We start from the raw sequence: 18,629 nt of genomic DNA on the forward strand, positions 1-18,629 counted from the left end.
AAAAGAAATACTGAGTTTAAGTCACAGTATTGATGTAATTTAATGAATTAAAGGTTTTATATTAATGACTACTGAAAAGACACAACAGGTAGAAACAACAAAACAACCCGCTGTTGAACTCGCAGTATTTAACTTAGAAAGTACTCGGGATGTCACTGATTTACAAATGATTGCAAATCAAATTCAACTTTATTTACATGTCTGTGGCAATACCTCGCTAGAACAAGTCAAAAGTAATGCCAATGTTCCGACGGTTGCGAATATTTTTGCATTGACTGGTAGCGTCTTAGATTTACTTTTGTATGCAACAACACCGAAGACTGGTGATGCTGATTTGCAGCGTGGTGCTTTACTCGGGGCAAATTTAATCGGATTGTTTCCTGAACCGAATAATGAAGCTCATGCTCGCATGGCGTTACGACCAATGTTTGGTGTAATGGCAGAATGTTTATACCCTGAAAATGGGAAAATTAAAGAAGCTGATATTAAGCGTTTAGGCTTACATCTCAATGCAATGGTTGCAGGGGATTTAGAAGTATTTTTAAAAGAAACTCAAGCAAAGTTAAGTGGACTACTGACCCAAGCGGCAACCTTGGGTGCAAGTATTTTACAAAGTATGGCAACCCAAACTACAGCTATTAATGCAGGTGTTGCAGCTCCAACAGGCGCTTCGGCAGAGAAACGGGATCCCAAGCTTAAATTTAGCAATTGGGCCGTGCCATTAATTGACCTAATTGGAACACCGAGCCAAGCAAACCTGACACCGAAGATTGAGCCGAATATTCAAAGCCGTTTACAGCAAGAAGCAACTCAAGCGATTACGAGTTTAAGCCAAACACTGCAACAGCAAGCCAATGCTAACCAAAAATATACTTTGGCTTGGTTAATACAAGAAACCTTGAAAGCGATAAAAGCGTTAGAAAATAAAGGCAGCGCTAGTGTGCCGATGAATCAAACGGGGGAATATGAACGGCATACCAAAGGGGATACTTTAGAGTTCGTGAGTTTACAAGCCGATGCTTTAAATGCTCCACCATGTGAGGGTGCTGATTCGCAATCAGGAAAAAGCATTAGCTATTCAATTGGTGCTGAACGAGTGCAGCATGCAGATTTTTATTTGCCGAAAGTTGGTTTTTCCTTTATCCGTCAATATAACTCACAAATGAATGAGTTTGATCACAGCAAGATCGGCGCACGTTGGATGATGCCATTTTCCAACATGATTCAACCCAACGCTCAAGGGCATCTATTTATTGACAGTAAAGGGCGAAAGCATCAACTTCCAGCTTCGATTACATTTGAAACTTATGAAGTACCGTATGAAGGTATAACGGTACAACCGATTGAAAATAGTGATCTCGTTTTAAACTTTGGTGGAGAATGGTCTTTTCAATTCCATCAATTTTCGGTTGGTCAGCCTTATCAGTTGATTCAACAATTTAATGAAAATACACAAGAAAAGGTTGTTTTAAGTTACCTTGTTTTCGATGAAATTGCCTATCTGCAAAGCGTTGATTTCCAATTAGAACATGCCCAACATCAATTAAAATTTGCTTTTAATGAGCAAGTTAAAATCATTGCTGTATTTGTTGATGAACAGGTTGAGCCTTTAGCGCGTTATCAATATGATACCCAAGGCAATTTAATTGAAGCCATTGATCAAAATGGTCATGTCCGAAACTATGAATACAACCATTTCCATCAACTCACACGTTATACCGATCGTACAGGGCGTGGGCAAAATATTCGCTATGAATCAACTGAAGCCAAAGCTAAAGCAATTGAAGAGTGGGCAGATGATGGTAGTTACCATACCAAACTCAAGTGGCATCCTCGCTTACGTCAAGTTGCTGTTTATGATGCCTACGATGTTCCGACCTATTACTATTTTGATCTGAATGGATTTACCTACCGTACTCGTTTAGCAGATGGACGTGAATCATGGTACAGCCGTGATAGTCAAAAACGTATTACCCGTCAAATTGATTTTGAAGGGCGTGAGACACAACAAGAATACAATGATCAGGATCAACTCATCAAAATCGTACAGCCAAATGGCGGGGTAATCCGTTTTGCCTACGATGAACAAGGCAATTTGGTCGAAACAAAAGATCCCGAAGGCAATATTTGGAAACGAGAATATGATGCTAAGGGTAATATCAGCAAAGAAATAAATCCTTTGGGGCATATCACCCAATATAAATACAACAATGACAATCAATTGATCGAAGTGATTGATGCCAAAGGCGGCAGCAAAAAAATTCAATACAATGAATTAGGACAAATGACCTCCTATACTGATTGCTCAGGCAAAAGCAGTACTTGGGAATACGATGAAGAGGGTTCGTTAACTGCTGAACAAACTGCAAATAATAAGGTCGTGCAGTACCTTTACAGCACTCAAGGTCGAGACAAAGGACAACTCCAAAATATTGTTTACCCTGATGGATTAAAAGAACACTTTGAACATGATGAAGAAGGGCGTTTACTCAAACATATTGATACTAAAGGTTTAGTGACTGAGTACCAATACAATGCCACAGGATTACTCGAACAACGCATCGATGCTAATCGACATCGCATTGGCTATCAATGGGATAAACAGGGACGCATCAAAAAACTAATCAACCAAAACCAAGCAGAATATTTATTTGATTACAATCAATATGGTTATTTGGTACGTGAACAAGCCTTTGATGGAGAAGAAAAACACTACAGCTATCATGATGAGAGTGGTCGATTATCTGAAATCCGACAGCCTAATATCCTGACCCAATTTGATTATTACGCCGATGGACAAATCGCATCGAAAAGCTTTACCCATTTAAATACTGGAAAGAAGCAAACAGAACAATTTGATTACAACCTGAACAATCAACTGAGCCGAGCCAGTAATGAGGTTAGCCAAATTGATTTTTATCGCAATGCACTTGGGCAATTGGTAAGAGAACATCAGCACTACAAAATCGCAGGGCTTCGTCCACTTACTGCGGTGTTACGTTATGAATATGACGAACTTGGTAATCTGGTTAAAACAATCCGCCCAGATGGACAGGAACAAGCCAATTTGAGTTACGGCTCAGGACATTTGTATGCCATTGCCCTGAATAAACAGGACATGGTTTCATTCCAACGAGATGACTTACATCGAGAAACAACACGCCTATTGGCAAATGGACTCATCCAAACTAAACACTATAATGACGTTGGTTTACTCAGTTCACAACTGATTCAGCCTGAACAAAAAACGCAAGACTATTTACAGTACCAAGCGCATCGACATTATCATTACGACCAAAACTACCTACTAAACCAAGTTGAAGATAGTCGTTTGGGTAAGCTCAACTATCAATACGATCCAATTGGGCGCTTAATCACTACACAAAGCGCACATAAAACCGAGAGTTTTAGCTTTGATCCTGCGGGTAATTTGATCGACCCTGTATCCGCATCTGGTACGGCACAAATTAAAAACAATCTGGTCAGAAGCTATCAAGGAAAACATTACCACTACGATGTACAAGGCAATGTCATAGAGGCTAAACAAGCAGGTAAAACCCTCAAACTGACATGGGACAACCAAAATCGATTGATTCGCAGTGATCACAATGGTCAAGTCACTGACTACGGTTATGATGTATTTGGGCGCAGACTTTACAAGAAAACGGTAGATGCGCTGACCTTGTTTGGTTGGGATGGCGATTTGATGATTTGGGAATCCCGCAAATCAGAGCAAGACAGTTTTACTAAACACTATCTTTATGAACCGAATAGCTTTGTTCCACTGTTGCAAGCTGGATATAAAGATTTTATTCAACTAATAGAAACACCTGATTATGCTGAATATCAAAACAAACCTTATTCAGTTTATAAAGATCCTGTATGGCGCAATGATACCCGTAAAAATCGAGTGGATTTAGAGCAGATCACTTTTTACCATTGTGATCAAGTCGGTACGCCACAGACTATGACTAATGCAAGAGGTGAGTGTGTTTGGGAAATTACCCAAAATACTTGGGGCAGCACACTCGACATCAAAACAGTAAATCCAGACAATCCGTTTGAGCAGAGTAATCTCAGATTCCAAGGTCAATATTACGATCAAGAAACAGGATTGCACTATAACCGTTACCGATATTACGAGCCACATAGTGCAAGATATGTGAGTAAAGACCCGATTGGGTTAAATGGAGGTTTTAATGCATTTAAATATGTTAGAAATCCTCATCAGCTAGTAGATCCTTTGGGATTAGTAGAGTGGAGTGGTTCTTCTTATCAAGTTTCTGGTGGACCTGTATCAGGAGTTAAATATGAACTTCGAAGTGAGTGTATAAATGGGCGTAGAGCGCGGGTTGTAGTTTATGCTACAGGTGGTACTGAAGGAAAAGGTCTGGCAGTTGGAGCCGTTGGCTCGGAAAGTGTATCATTTGAAGATGGGAATGAAGCGATTGATCCTGGTGTATTTAATGGAACTTGGTCAGAAGTTTCTGCTGGTGTTAGCTTTATCAAGGGTATAGCAGTAGGTAAAACAAAGTTAGGATCGGCACTTTCTAACGGTGTTCTTACTTTTTTCTCACGAGGATATACGGCTTCTGCAGGTTCTGTTTTAGGAGTATCAAGAGTCACCTCCCAACACTTTGAGGATTGTAGAGTTGAGGCGAAATGCGAAGGTGAGTGTAAGAAAAGAAGGGATGAAGAAATGAAAAGATTACAGGAGCTTGGTGAGAGATATCAAAAAGAAAACCCTGTTTATTTAAATGTACCTCCGAGTTCTCAATGGTTTCCGTCAAGTTTTTAATTTTTGGAGTCTGTAAATGAAATTTTCTTATTCTATTTTTTTAACCTTATTGCTGGTAAGTGGTTGTAGTAATGGTACATCGACAAACAAGATTCCTGATTCAGAGAAAATTGAATCAAGTGAAAAAAACTCTTATCAAAAATCAAAAAAATATTCTGAAGCTGGTGATAATGAAAATTATTTAAAATCTTTAGAAGCATCTGCTGAAAGTGGGGATGTAATCGCCCAAAATGAATTGGCTGGATTGTATGCATTTGGTGAGGGTGTACCAAAAAGTGGAGAAAAATTCATTTATTGGTCAGAGTTAGCTGCATCTAAGGGATATTCACTTGCTCAACTTAATTTAGGCACAGCCTATTTTTTTGGAACTAATGGAGTAACTCAAGACTTGGTAAAAGCGGAAAAGTGGCTAACACTTGCTGCAAGTAATAATGAAGAAATTGCTAAAAATTATTTACAGCAAATAAAGAATAATCAAATACCAGATGCATCAATACCAGATGATATAAAACTACTTATGGAGAATGATAAGTAGTTTGGCTTATTTACTCAAGCTGATCTTGCCCCTATGAAGCGTATTCTATATAGCTTGGGGCTTCCTAATCTATTGATGAGTGTTAATGGTCTAACCTAATGAAAGGTCCCATAAGATTAGTTAAATTTAAATTACGTGTTTAGTTATCAAAAAAGTTTTTTGTGAGATAATAGTCATTCAAAATGAAATTCTAAGCGTTTGTATAAAGATGTTAAAAAACAAATTGTTGCTGGGTTCAACTAGCATTGTTATATGTAGCTTAATTGCTTGTACAAATTTGAATAAACAGGACAAGTTCCCTACGCTCGAGGAAGAGTGTAAATTAGCAGGAAGTAGTAGTAAGCAGTGTGAAATTTTTAATTTAAAAGATCTATCCTTAGATGAAAAAGAGAATCTAATGGGATGGGTCTATCTAAATGGGTTAGATAATATCAAACCTAATCATGATAAAGCTTACTATTGGTTTGAAAAGGCTGCAAAAGCTAATAACCATGAAGCTATAAACTCATTAGGTATGATTTACTTTGCTGGGTTAGGAAAAGATAAGGATTTTCAAAAGGCTGAAGAATATTTTTTAGAAGCAAATAAGTATGGTAGCAAAGATGCTAAATTGAACTTGGCAGAACTATATAGAGTTAAGGATTTTGGTCGGTCACCTGATTTTGAAAAAGCAGAGCGTTGGTATTTATTGGGAGTCCAAGATAATCCTTCACGGGCATATGAGGGGTTATCAAAAATGTACTTGGATCAAGAAAACTATGAAAAAGCATTTAGTTTCTCTGAAAAAGCTGCTGAACTAGGTAATCCTGAAGCACAATATAATTTAGGGGTTTTCTTTGAGCAAGGCGTGTTTGTAAAAAAAGATAAAAAGCAAACTGAATATTGGTATGAAAAAGCAGCGAAACAGGGACATTTGAACGCAACTAATAATTTAAATATTCCTAGAAATAAATAAATGGCGAGGCTTCATTATGTGATTTTTTATCATAATGAAGCTTTAGTATTTATTCTTATTTAATTGAGATTTAATTATTAAATAGCTTTGATTGTTTGGAGGGTTTTAATAGTGGATCTTATATTTTATTTGCGTTGGGTGTTTTTAATATTATTTCTATCTTTGTTTTTATTGTTTATATATTTTCTTTATCGATATTATATTAGAAAGGGTTTGGCGCAGGACATTTGGAGTTTTTTCTCAAAAAGCAATACTTTCAATAAAGTAGTCAACGATTTAGTTTTTAAGGGTGATAATAGTTATCAGCGAGAGGTGATATTTTTAAAAGTAGTATTTTGGTTGGTTGGAGTTTTTCTTTGCTTGACTATATGGAGTATTGGATATTATGAAGAAAGAGTTATGTAGAATCTTGTTATAAAAGGATAAATATAACTCTGTCCAAATTTATTCATATTGCTATGGTATAAGTCTAATCGACGTATCAATAACGTGATCTAATGTACATCGATTAATCTTGTAATAAACAAAAGGTATATTTCCTTATGTTTTTGAAATAAATCAAATATCCTTCCTATCGATCAATTTCTAGTGCTTTTCCACGGCAACTCAAAAACAATTGATTCTGATGCCACGCCAGTTGCCCAGAAACAATGGTGGTATCAACTTCATAAGGAAAGGTTTTATCTTGGAATGGTGTCCAACCACATTGCATATAATTTTTTTGATCTTTGACCGCGATCCTATGCGTATTTTCTTTGAGTAGAACGAGATCGGCCCAATAGCCCTCACGAATATAGCCACGATCTTTGATCTTAAATAAGTCTGCAACTTGATGAGATGTCTTACGCACCATCGTTTCGATACTGAGTTTTCCATCTGCAACCAGTTCCATCAATGCGGGCACAGCATGTTGTACCAGTGGCAGACCTGAAGGCGCATTCATATAGGATTGTTGTTTTTCATCCCAAGTATGTGGTGCATGGTCGGTTCCAATAATATCCAGTTGATTACTGTTGGAAATTGCATGGATCAAAGCCTCTTTATCCTGTTGGGTTTTGATTGCAGGATTACATTTTATTATATGCCCCAGAGCGGCATAGTCAGAATCATCAAAACTAAGATGATGGATGCAAACCTCGGCTGAAATATGTTTTCGGTTTAAAGGCAGATCCTTAAATAAACATAATTCTTTGGCTGTGGTCAGATGTAAAACATGCAATTGAGTGCCGTATTTTTCGGCTAAGGAAACAGCAAGTCGAGAACTTTCAAAGCAAGCTTGTTTATCTCGAATTTTAGGGTGCATTGCTGCTGGAATATTTTCGCCATATTTTTCTAAATATATTTTTTCCTGATCTTTAATCCGAGGTGTATATTCACAATGCGTCAATAAGATAGTCGGTACATTAGCAAATAAACGCTCTAGAATTTTAGGATCATCGACCAACATATTGCCTGTTGATGCACCCATAAAGACTTTGACACCACTGACTAATTTAGGATCAAGCTGTTCAATAATATCTAAGTTTTCAGAACTCACGCCAAAATGAAATGCGTAATTTGCCATGCTATGTTGCGCTGCGATCTGCTTTTTTTGTGCCAGTGTCTCTAAGTTCAATGTCGCAGGATTGGTATTGGGCATATCCATGTAACTAGTAATACCACCAATGGTTGCAGCCATAGATTCAGAGGCGATACTGCCTTTTTGTGGTGAACCTGGATCTCTGAAATGCACTTGATCATCAATCATGCCTGGGATTAACCAAGCACCATTGGCATCTATGGTTTTCGCATTGAAAACGCCTGTGATATTGCTAGCGATTTTCTCGATTCGTCCATCTTGAATCAGTACATCCGCAATGTACTGTTTATCTTCATTGACTAGATTGGCATTGCGAATAATGATCTTGGAAAATTGTCTAAAATTCATTGTGCAATGCCTTATATCCTTTGACTAATTCGATATTGGTGCTCACCACACTTTCAGAAAACTCACTGATTGAAACATCAACAGGCGGATATAGGCTTAAATCTGTTTTGGGATTGATATAGCTCATGGCAGGAACATAAAAGTGACTCGGTAAATCACGCCCGTCGACCACTGCATTGTGTCGGATCGCACTATGATCACCGACTTTGCAGTTAAACAAGACACTGTTAAAACCTACAAAAACATGGCGACCAATCTCACAAGGACCATGAATAATCGAACGATGTGCAATAGATGAATTTTCTCCAATTGTCACTGCTGCACCTGCTTTGGAGTGAATCACCACACCATCTTGGATATTGGAGTTAGCACCGATAATAATCGGTTCCATTTCGCTATGTTCATCGGTTTCATCAGCACGAATTACGGCATAAGGACCAATAAATACATTGGCATGTACGATGACTTTGCCGCAGATAATAGCAGTTTGATCGACATAAGCAGATTGATCGATAACAGGCAAATGACCGGATGGATTTTTACGTAGCATAGAATTACCGCTTAAAATAAGTTAAATCACAGGTTGAGTTAAAATCGTCACTTGATCTGTATCTAGACCAAGATAAAAACAAGTCGGGCGTAGGGTATGGCAGGCTGGACCAGTTTGATTAACGAAAAACAATAGGCAGTCTCCATCACAATCGAGTCTGGCATCCGTCAAATATTGACGATGACCTGAACTCTCACCTTTACGCCATAAACATTTCCGTGAGCGTGACCAATAGCAAACTTGTTTGGTCTGCAAGGTTTCGATTAAGGCGTCTCGATTAACCCAAGCCATCATCAATACTTCTTTGCTTGTTTGATCTTGAGTGATCGCGGGAACAAGACCATCTTGGTTCCATTTGATCTGTTCAAATACAGCTTCAAAATCAAATTTCTGCCCCAAAGCCCCATGTTCCATCTGCTCAAAAATAGAATGCTTTACCATTGCCATGAACCTTGAGCCACAGCATCATGCGCATGCAGGCTTTCTGCATGAATGACTTTGAAATTAAAGCCTCTAATGCTTTTATGATTTAAAAATGTGCCATATAACCGTCGTAAGGCATCTTCACAAAACATCAGGTTTTGACCATTGGCAATCGCAAACGCTTGTTCATCTATGCGTTTAACGGCTGTTTGAACTGGTGTCATAAGGGCTTGTTCAGCCTGATTGATAAATAAAATCAGTGGGATATGTTGGATATTATGATCAAGTCTGAAATTAAGAATTGCAAAGCTTCTTTGACTATGTGGTGTTGCAGCAATCGCATCTGTACTGCTTAGCCAATCTAAAATTTCCTGCTGATCTAAACGAATGTCTTGATTGTTGAGTGCTGATTCAAAACGTTGTTGAATAATGTTTCTTGCAAGAGCAGCCGAGCATGGGCAGGTTGATGAATAGGGAATCTCAACGTTTAGTTCTGCTAAAAACTGCCCATCTAAAAGTTGGCATGACAAAACAAAAGGATAACTTTTCCAACCTGAAAGCTTGCTGATCAATGCAGGTCGTTCGATATACAGTTCGCTATGAATTTCAATTTTTGCATGTTTGGATAGATCACGATGACTTTCTAAAAAGTCTTGTAATAATGACTGCAGATCGATCAAGTTCAAATTTTCAATCGAACTCAGTTCTAATAGTCGCGTATACAAGCGTGACATATGAATCCCTTTGGCTAAGGGATCGTCCAAACTGACATAAGCATTGATTTGACTTTGACATAGCGTACTTTCGATACGAACGGGTAATGCAATTTTTTCCATGCCAACCCAATCTAGGCAATGGCTATAAGCTTTGGGTAAAGTCGATTCAGCTGAAATATCTGGAAGAGCGAGATTCATTTGTCTAATGGCTTACGTTGTAATGTTTGTTGTAATGTTATAACATAACAATAAGCATCGACAAGCGCGTTGCGAAGTAAATTCGATTTAAGTGATGCTGGCGAGTCAAAATGAAAAAAATCTACATGCTCGGATTCATTTGTGGTCTGTCTGCTTGTCAGTCTTCGTATCAAGAGATCCAACCGCAACCTCGACCAAAACTTGAATCGAAACATACGATTCCCAAAGTGATTCTGCAAGAAAAGCGTATCCCATCTTCGTATCTCCAGTGGGCAATGCAGGCTCAGCATCAACAGCAAATCCAAGCTTATAAAAATTTCTTGAAAACCCAAGGGATTGATTCTTTTATTCCAGATTTTGAGTTTTTTCAAACAGCGAGAGATTGGCAAAAGTGTAATTACGCTGAATATGAAGTTCCACCTAGAGAACTCTGGAATAACAGCATTCCGACTTTAAAGATTCTGAAGCAATTGGTTGAACAAAAACGCATTGATCAGTTTACGGTGACATCTGTGTATCGAAACTATGCATTGAATCGGTGTGCAGGTGGGGCGGGTGGATCTAAACATGTGTTTAATGCCGCACTAGATTTTCGTATAGGTAGTGAGAATCCAGATCCAATTGAACAAATCCGTATCGAAAATACAAAAAAGAAGCTTTGTGAATTCTGGATAGAGCAAGGTGAAGCATTAAATATGGGTTTAGGTGTGTATGCATCAGGACAAATCCATATCGATACAGCAGGCTATCGTACATGGGGAGTCGACCATCGGTACACTTCTTCACCTTGTATGAATAATTCTTTTAATAATAACAATGAGTAAATTGCAATGAAGCTGACGATCGCTCAACAAAATATTTTAGATATTTTAAAAACAGAAAATAAAGCCATGAGTGCTTATGAGTTATTGGAGAAGGCCAAACCTTATGGCTTTCAAGCGCCAATTCAAATCTATCGAATTCTGAAAAAACTGTCAGAACAGTGCCTGATCGTAAAACTAAATACCTTAAATATGTATGTGCTAGACCAAGCCGAAATTTCAGCGAGTTATCGGCTTTTTACCGTGTGTACCGAATGCCAAAGCGTGCAAAGTATCGCCATTCCACAACTTAAAACCTGTGTGGAAAACACCATCCAAGCCAAACAATTCAATCCAAGATACCCATATTTAGAAGTATTGGGTCAATGTTTCTCATGTCTTTCCAAACATGAAACTCAACATATTTAATCAGTGAGAACGCCAATGAATCATTCTTTAGCCACTCCAAGCAAACTTCCTGTGACCGTCCTATCTGGTTTTTTAGGTGCAGGAAAAACCACGTTGCTCAATCATATTTTGAACAATCGGGAAGGGCGAAAAATCGCTGTGATCGTCAATGATATGTCTGAAGTGAATATTGATGCGGCATTAGTTCGTGAGGGCGGTGCTGAATTATCACGTACAGATGAAAAACTGGTGGAAATGAGCAATGGTTGTATTTGTTGCACCTTACGAGAGGATTTGTTGATTGAGGTACGCCGTTTGGCTGAAGATAATCGCTTTGATCAATTGGTGATTGAATCGACAGGAATTTCTGAACCTTTACCCGTGGCAGAAACATTTACATTTGAAGATGAAAATGGCGTTTCACTGAATGAATTTGCGCGTTTGGATACCATGGTGACTGTGGTCGATGCCTATAATTTTTTAAAGGATTATAGTTCTCTGGATAGCCTAACTTCACGAGGTGAATCATTGGGGGAAGATGACGAGCGTAATGTGGTTGATCTTTTAATCGACCAAATTGAGTTCTGTGATGTGATTGTGTTGAATAAAGTTGATTTGATTAATCGTGAAGAAAAAGAAAAATTATTTGGCATTCTACATTCACTTAACCCAAGAGCGAAAATTGAAATTTCTGAATTTGGGCAAGTGAAGCTAGATAAAATTCTAAATACTAACTTATTCGATTTTAATGAAGCAGCTCAAGCGCCTGGTTGGCTGAAAGAACTCAGAGGTGAACATACCCCTGAAACCGAAGAATATGGGATCAGTAGTTTTGTTTACAAAGCAAGAAAGCCTTTCCATCCACAACGGTTTTTTGATTTTGTAAACTCTGAGTGGCAAGGTGTGATTCGATCAAAAGGATTTTTCTGGCTTGCTTCCAATCCTGAGTTTGCAGGTTCGTGGTCGCAAGCAGGTGCGATGGCTCGTCATGGTGTAGCAGGGTATTGGTGGGCAGCTGTACCAGATGAGCATTGGCCCGAAGATCAAAATAGTCGTGATGCAATTGAAAGAAATTGGGATGAATTAACAGGTGACGCAAGGCAGGAAATTGTTCTGATCGGTATGGATATGGATCAAGACGCACTAACGGCGCAGTTTGATGCATGTTTATTAACAGATGACGAAATGGCACTTGGTGCAAAAGAATGGGAGCAGTTTGACAATCCATTTACGGGTTGGACAGATATGATTTTAAAGTAATTCGAGAAAATAAAGTTAAGCTCTAATTTACATTTCTATTTAAATTAGAGCTTCTTTTATGCTTTAGATCACATGTCTTAGGTCTCGAGAAGTTTCCAGCAGTAATGGCAAAATGTGAGTAATTAAATAATCTTTGGTCGTTCGCATGGTTGGCGATACGATATTCAACGCTGCAACAACATCAGTATTTGAATCATAAATAGGCACCGCAACAGCGTGTACACCCAGTTCATGCTCTTCACATGAATAGCACCAGTCTTGCTCTTTGATTTCATGCAGTAGCGCCAAAAACTCCTCACTTTCGGTATGCGTATATTTAGTAAGTCGTTTTAGGGGATATTTTTCTAACCATTGTTTCTGTTCATCCAAATCAAGATGCGCAAGTAAAATTTTACCTGCTGATGTGGCATGAGCGGGCAACCGATTACCTAGATGTAGACCATATGGGTTAACGCGATCTGTTTGTTGATGTGCTGCACTTCGTGCGATGGTAATTGCTTCATATCCATCTAACACCATCACTGAATAAATAAGTGAGGTCTGATTGGTCAATAAATTTAATAACGGTTGACAAATTTTGGGGAGTGGGGATCCATCTAAGTAAGCACCTGAAAATTTTAGAATTTTAGGTGCAAGATAATAATAATGTCCATCAAACTCCAAATAGCCTAAGTATTCCAAAGTAAGTAGATGACGTCGAGCAGCGGCACGTGTCATGCCTGTCTTTTCAGCAGCTGTACTGATATTTAGACGATGACGTTCTGGACCGAAACACTCTAGGATGGTTAAACCTTTAGCAATACCTGCGATAAAATCTTCATGTCGAATTGACTTCTTATTCTCACTGTGATGAATCAATCGAACAGTTTTTTCTTGATCATGATCCATATGATGATAACTCCAATCTGCAATTTCAGTTGCTCATTTCCATTCTAATCAAAAGCTGACTGTTTTACTTGGATAATGTTCGATCATCGAACATAAAATATATATATCGAACAAAATACACTTTAAAGCATAGAAGTGCGTCCAAAATTTATCAAGAATAAATACAAGCAATCCGAACAGAACACTCAACTTCATTGGCCCGTTTTTCGGCCTGAAAGATTGAGTGACTTATCGTACAGGAAGTAGTCAGATGATTGATAAGAGTACAGCCTCATTGGTTGAGGTTTTATCCCAAATAAAAGATGGATCGACCATCATGATCGGTGGCTTTGGAACCGCAGGACAACCTGCTGAACTCATCGATGCTCTGATTAAACTCGGGGTTAAAGACCTTGTCATCGTCAATAACAATGCAGGCAATGGCGATTATGGCCTTGCCAAACTCCTAAAAACAGGTGCAGTCCGTAAAATCATCTGCTCTTTCCCTCGCCAATCTGATTCATGGGTGTTCGATGAACTCTACCATGCTGGAAAAATCGAATTAGAACTCGTGCCACAAGGTAACCTCGCTTGCCGTATTCAAGCCGCGGGTATGGGTTTAGGTGCTGTATTTACACCGACTGGTTTTGGAACATTATTGGCAGAAGGTAAAGAAACTCGTCATATCGATGGTAAAGATTACGTTCTTGAATATCCAATCAAAGCTGATTTTGCCTTGATCAAAGCTTACAAGGGCGATCGTTGGGGCAATTTAGTTTTCAATAAATCTGCACGTAACTTTGGACCGATTATGGCCATGGCTGCGGATGTCACCATCGCTCAAGTCTCAGAAGTGGTTGAACTTGGTCAGCTTGATCCTGAACACATTATTACCCCAGGGATTTTTGTCCAGCATGTGGTTGCTGTTGAAGCAATATCACCTGTCGCTGCGCAATAAGGAGAATAACAATGAGCTATCAAAAACTCAGCCGTGACCAAATTGCAGAACGTGTTGCACAAGATATTCCTGATGGTGCCTATGTCAATTTAGGCATTGGCTTACCGACTAAGATTTCAAAATACTTACCTGCGGATAAAGATGTTTTTCTGCATTCTGAAAATGGTTTATTGGCGTTCGGTCCACCACCAGCTAAAGGTGAAGAAGACCCTGAATTGATTAATGCAGGCAAAGAGTATGTGACCATGCTCACAGGGGGATGCTTTTTCCATCATGGAGATTCCTTTGCCATGATGCGAGGTGGTCATCTAGATATTGCGGTACTAGGTGCATTCCAAGTTGCAGCCAACGGTGACCTTGCCAATTGGCATACAGGTGCAGCCGATGCGATTCCTGCTGTCGGTGGTGCAATGGATTTGGCTGTCGGTGCAAAGAAAGTCTTTATCACTACAGATCATGTCACCAAACAAGGTGAACCCAAGATTGTTGAAGCACTGTCTTATCCAGCCACGGGTCTGAAATGTGTTGATCGTATTTATACCGATCTGTGTGTGATTGATGTGACTACAGAAGGTTTAAAGGTGATTGAGAAAGTGAATGGTCTGAGTTTTGAAGAGCTACAGGCTTTGACGGGTGCTCAATTGATTGATGCGACACGGGGATAATGTTTACCAGCCACTAATTACGGGTTAAAGCGAAAGTTTTATGTATAGGCATTGCCTTACTTTTGAAAGGTCAAAAGTAACAAAAACCTTTGTTGGACTGATGGTATATCCATATACCACAGTCCAACGGGCGACATCCCTGTCGCCTCCGCGAAATACCAGTGATATTGGGCCGAATTGAGCCAGACATGGATTGAAGGAAAATATTTAAAATGAAAAACGCTTATATCATTGATGCGATTCGCACACCATTCGGTCGTTATGCAGGTGGTTTAGCGCCTGTACGTGCTGATGACCTTGGTGCAGTTCCGATTCAAGCCTTAATGCAACGTAATCCAACCGTGGATTGGCAACAAGTCGATGATTTGATCTATGGTTGTGCCAATCAGGCAGGTGAAGACAACCGTAATGTCGGCCGTATGTCTGCGCTGTTAGCAGGCTTGCCGTATCAAGTCCCTGCAACCACAGTAAATCGTCTTTGTGGTTCATCTTTAGATGCCATCGCCATGGCAGCACGTGCAATTAAAGCAGGTGAAGCAAATCTCATTATTGCGGGTGGCGTTGAGAGTATGAGCCGTGCACCCTATGTGATGGGTAAATCGGATAGTGCTTTTGGTCGTAGCCAAAAGATTGAAGATACCACCATGGGTTGGCGTTTTATCAATCCAAAGCTCAAAGAAATGTATGGTGTAGATACCATGCCACAAACTGCAGAAAACGTGGCAGAGCAATTTAATATTAATCGTATCGATCAAGACCAGTTTGCCTTGGTGAGCCAACAACGTACTGCAGCAGCGCAAGCCAAAGGCTTTTTTAAACATGAAATCGTTCCTGTCACGATTCCTCAACGTAAAGGTGATGCGGTTGTTGTCGATGCGGATGAACATCCACGTGCATCGACCACGATTGAAGCATTGACCAAACTCAAAGGTGTTGTGAAAGCAGATGGAACAGTGACTGCGGGTAATGCGTCAGGTATTAACGATGGTGCAGCAGCGATTTTGATCGCTTCAGATGAGGCAGTTGCTCAATATCAACTTAAACCACGTGCCAAAATCATTGCAGCCACGACAGTGGGTGTCGAACCCCGCATTATGGGTTTTGCCCCTGCACCTGCAATCAAAAAGTTACTCAAACAAGCCAATCTGACCTTAGAACAAATGGATGTGATTGAGTTAAACGAAGCCTTTGCAGCTCAGGCGTTAGCGGTGACTCGTGATTTAGGTTTGGCAGATGATGATGCCCGTATCAATCCGAATGGTGGTGCGATTGCTTTAGGTCATCCACTCGGTGCATCGGGTGCGAGATTAGTGACCACAGCTCTGAACCAACTTGAACAGATCCAAGGACAATATGCTTTGTGTTCGATGTGTATCGGCGTGGGTCAAGGCATTGCCTTGATTATTCAGCGTGTTGAGTGAGGTGTGAAATGAGCCAGTTATATGCCAGCTTGTTTTATCAATCAGATGTGACCACTATTTTTAGTGATCGTTCTTTATTGAGTTATATGATCCAAGCTGAAGTGGCTTTGGCAAAAGCACAGGCTCAGGTCAATGTCATTCCTCGTGAAATGGCGACGATCATCGAACAAGTTGGGCAATCTGCTTTAACACAGATTGATTTTGATGCTTTGGTGGTTGCAACAGGTTTGGCTGGAAATATTGCTATTCCTTTTGTTAAGCAATTTACAGCCATTGTAAAGCAGCAAGATGAACAAGCTTCACGTTATGTGCACTGGGGCGCAACCAGTCAAGACATTATTGATACGGCAACGATTTTGCAGTGTCGTGATGCTTTAGCCATGATTGAAAAGCAACTTCAATCTGCATATCAAATTTCTTTGCAACAGGCTGAACGTTACCGTGACCAAGTGATGATTGGGCGTACATGGTTGCAGCAAGCTTTGCCGATTACATTAGGACATAAGTTTGCACGTTATGCAGCTGCATTAAAACGTGATCTTGATCGTTTACAGGCAATGAAAACTAGAGTGTTCACCGCCCAGCTTGGTGGTGCAGTAGGTTCATTAGCATCTTTGCAAAATCAAGGTTCTGCTGTAGTTGAAGCTTTTGCAGCCGAACTAGGACTTACGACGCCTGAATGCACTTGGCATGGCGAGCGTGATCGTATTGTAGAGATTGCTAGTCTGCTTGCCATGATCGTGGGCAATGTTGGCAAGATGGCAAAAGATTGGTCATTACTCATGCAGACTGAAATCGCTGAAGTTTATGAACCAACAGCAAAAGGGCGTGGTGGTTCATCGACAATGCCTCACAAGCGCAATCCAGTTGCAGCCGCTTCAATTCTTGCCGCTGCAAATCGCGTTCCAGCGCTGATGGCTAGTGTTTATCAAAGCATGGTTCAAGACCACGAACGTGCTTTAGGTGCATGGCATGCGGAATGGTTGGCGATACCTGAAATTTTTCAGTTATGTGCTGGCGCATTAGAGCGAGCAAATGATGTGCTTGAGAATATGCAGGTTAATCCTGAAGCAATGCAACGTAATCTTGAATCTACACAAGGTTTGATCATGGCTGAAGCAGTGATGATGTCACTTGCAGGCAAGATTGGACGCTTGAATGCCCATCATGTAGTCGAGCAAGCGTGTCAACAAGCAATTGCACAACAAACTCATTTAAAAAATATTTTATCCAATCTAGATGAAGTGAAAGAACATTTTTCAGCACAAGCCTTAGATGAGCTTTTTAAGCCCGAGTCTTATATAGGCAATATCCAAATGCAAATTGATTCTGTTCTCAAGGCAGCTCAAGGAGATTCACAATGATGATCAACATTCATAATCGTCAAGGATATCAACTTGCAGTGCAAGTGCAGGGTCAGAAAGATGCTCCAGTGATTGTATTTTCCAACTCACTTGGAACCGATCATGGGATGTGGCAAGCACAGGTTGAAGCATTGTCAGAACATTATCAAGTCGTGACTTACGATACGCGTGGTCATGGTATGAGCCGTGTGATTGAGCAAAGCACTTTGCAAAACCTTGCTGAAGATGTGGTGGATATTTTAGATGCGCTCAGGATTGATAAAGCACATTTCTGTGGCATTTCAATGGGAGGTATCACTGGATTGTATCTCGCGATTCATCATTCAGATCGCTTTTTGAGTGTCACGATCGCAAATTCTGCCGCAAAAATAGGAACTGCTGAAGCATGGAATAATCGTGCGGACAGTGTAGAGCAACACGGTTTGGCAGAGCTTGTTAAAACCACACATACTCGTTGGTTTAGTGAGCATTTTGATTATGCTCATGATGTTTTAGCACAGAAAACCATTCAAAGTTTAGCTGTTACACCTGCGCAAGGGTATGCGAATGCATGTCGTGCTTTGGCAGGGGCAGATCTAAGTGATCAACTTCAACAGATTCATATCCCAACTTTAATTATTGCTGGTCAATTTGATCCAGTAACGACGGTTCAAGATGCTGCTTTTATGCATCAGTCTATTTCACAAAGCCAGATTGAGATTTTGGCAGCTTCTCATTTATCGAATATTGAGCAACCTCAAGTCTTTAATCAAGCATTGTCTAAGTTTATTCAGAAAATATAACC

The 18,629-nt window shown here is 39.8% G+C and carries 16 protein-coding genes; 11 read left to right on the forward strand and 5 right to left on the reverse strand.

The features are described 5' to 3' along the window. Positions 1-64 precede the first annotated feature (64 nt). The 3 genes from DS737_RS06460 (at position 65) to DS737_RS06470 (ending at position 6,288) form a co-directional block, all read left to right on the forward strand. A complete protein-coding gene (locus DS737_RS06460; RefSeq protein ID WP_228206853.1) occupies positions 65-4,798 on the forward strand; it encodes an RHS repeat-associated core domain-containing protein in 4,734 nt (1,577 codons plus the stop codon). Positions 4,799-4,814: 16 nt separating this feature from the next. Continuing rightward, on the forward strand, positions 4,815-5,333 hold the full coding sequence (locus tag DS737_RS06465; RefSeq protein WP_113997108.1) for a tetratricopeptide repeat protein: 519 nt from the start codon (positions 4,815-4,817) through the stop codon (positions 5,331-5,333). 208 nt (positions 5,334-5,541) lie between these two features. Next, positions 5,542-6,288 (forward strand): tetratricopeptide repeat protein, encoded by a 747-nt coding sequence (locus DS737_RS06470; RefSeq protein ID WP_113997109.1) that lies wholly within the window; start codon positions 5,542-5,544, stop codon positions 6,286-6,288. Between the two features lie 571 nt (positions 6,289-6,859). Here the strand turns inward: DS737_RS06470 and DS737_RS06480 are convergent. Genes DS737_RS06480 through folE2 form a run of 4 tightly spaced genes read right to left on the reverse strand, consistent with a single transcriptional unit; the run spans position 6,860 to position 10,102 of the window. Further along, positions 6,860-8,215 (reverse strand): dihydroorotase, encoded by a 1,356-nt coding sequence (locus DS737_RS06480; protein WP_113997111.1) that lies wholly within the window; start codon positions 8,213-8,215, stop codon positions 6,860-6,862. Beyond that, positions 8,205-8,765, reverse strand: a complete 561-nt coding sequence (locus DS737_RS06485) for a gamma carbonic anhydrase family protein (protein WP_113997112.1) — start codon at positions 8,763-8,765, stop codon at positions 8,205-8,207. Before DS737_RS06485 ends, DS737_RS06480 begins: the two co-directional genes overlap by 11 nt. A gap of 21 nt (positions 8,766-8,786) precedes the next feature. Then, positions 8,787-9,206, reverse strand: a complete 420-nt coding sequence (gene hisI, locus DS737_RS06490) for a phosphoribosyl-AMP cyclohydrolase (protein WP_113997113.1) — start codon at positions 9,204-9,206, stop codon at positions 8,787-8,789. Beyond that, on the reverse strand, positions 9,200-10,102 hold the full coding sequence (gene folE2, locus DS737_RS06495) for a GTP cyclohydrolase FolE2 (protein WP_113997114.1): 903 nt from the start codon (positions 10,100-10,102) through the stop codon (positions 9,200-9,202). Before folE2 ends, hisI begins: the two co-directional genes overlap by 7 nt. A 110-nt stretch (positions 10,103-10,212) precedes the next feature. Between folE2 and DS737_RS06500 the strand changes: the two genes are divergently transcribed. The 3 genes from DS737_RS06500 to zigA are packed head-to-tail and all read left to right on the forward strand — an operon-like array spanning position 10,213 to position 12,570. After that, the gene (locus DS737_RS06500) at positions 10,213-10,926 is read left to right on the forward strand and encodes a D-Ala-D-Ala carboxypeptidase family metallohydrolase (protein ID WP_113997115.1); all 714 of its coding nucleotides are present in this window, start codon (positions 10,213-10,215) and stop codon (positions 10,924-10,926) included. Between the two features lie 6 nt (positions 10,927-10,932). Continuing rightward, on the forward strand, positions 10,933-11,331 hold the full coding sequence (locus DS737_RS06505; protein ID WP_113997116.1) for a transcriptional repressor: 399 nt from the start codon (positions 10,933-10,935) through the stop codon (positions 11,329-11,331). A 15-nt stretch (positions 11,332-11,346) separates the two neighbouring features. Next, a complete protein-coding gene (gene zigA, locus DS737_RS06510) occupies positions 11,347-12,570 on the forward strand; it encodes a zinc metallochaperone GTPase ZigA (RefSeq protein ID WP_113997117.1) in 1,224 nt (407 codons plus the stop codon). A 63-nt stretch (positions 12,571-12,633) separates the two neighbouring features. Here zigA and pcaU read toward each other — a convergent pair whose 3' ends face one another. Continuing rightward, positions 12,634-13,458, reverse strand: a complete 825-nt coding sequence (gene pcaU / locus DS737_RS06515) for an IclR family transcriptional regulator PcaU (RefSeq protein ID WP_113997118.1) — start codon at positions 13,456-13,458, stop codon at positions 12,634-12,636. A gap of 250 nt (positions 13,459-13,708) precedes the next feature. Here pcaU and DS737_RS06520 point away from each other — a divergent pair, with 250 nt between their 5' ends. From DS737_RS06520 to pcaD, 5 genes are all read left to right on the forward strand, one after another. Next, positions 13,709-14,395: a 3-oxoacid CoA-transferase subunit A gene (locus DS737_RS06520; RefSeq protein ID WP_113997119.1), complete on the forward strand. Its 687-nt coding sequence runs from the start codon at positions 13,709-13,711 to the stop codon at positions 14,393-14,395. 11 nt (positions 14,396-14,406) lie between these two features. After that, on the forward strand, positions 14,407-15,060 hold the full coding sequence (locus tag DS737_RS06525) for a 3-oxoacid CoA-transferase subunit B (protein ID WP_113997120.1): 654 nt from the start codon (positions 14,407-14,409) through the stop codon (positions 15,058-15,060). Between the two features lie 212 nt (positions 15,061-15,272). Beyond that, a complete protein-coding gene (pcaF, locus tag DS737_RS06530) occupies positions 15,273-16,481 on the forward strand; it encodes a 3-oxoadipyl-CoA thiolase (RefSeq protein ID WP_113997121.1) in 1,209 nt (402 codons plus the stop codon). Positions 16,482-16,489: 8 nt separating this feature from the next. Further along, positions 16,490-17,845 carry a 3-carboxy-cis,cis-muconate cycloisomerase gene (gene pcaB / locus DS737_RS06535; protein WP_113997122.1) on the forward strand — a complete coding sequence of 452 codons (1,356 nt, stop codon included), beginning with the start codon at positions 16,490-16,492 and terminating at the stop codon, positions 17,843-17,845. Beyond that, entirely contained in the window at positions 17,842-18,627 is a 786-nt protein-coding gene (pcaD, locus tag DS737_RS06540) for a 3-oxoadipate enol-lactonase (RefSeq protein ID WP_113997123.1), read from the forward strand. The genes pcaB and pcaD overlap by 4 nt, the downstream gene beginning before the upstream one ends. The last annotated feature ends 2 nt before the right edge of the window (positions 18,628-18,629 follow it).

The organism is Acinetobacter haemolyticus (assembly GCF_003323815.1).
Taxonomy (GTDB): Bacteria; Pseudomonadota; Gammaproteobacteria; order Pseudomonadales; family Moraxellaceae; genus Acinetobacter; species Acinetobacter haemolyticus.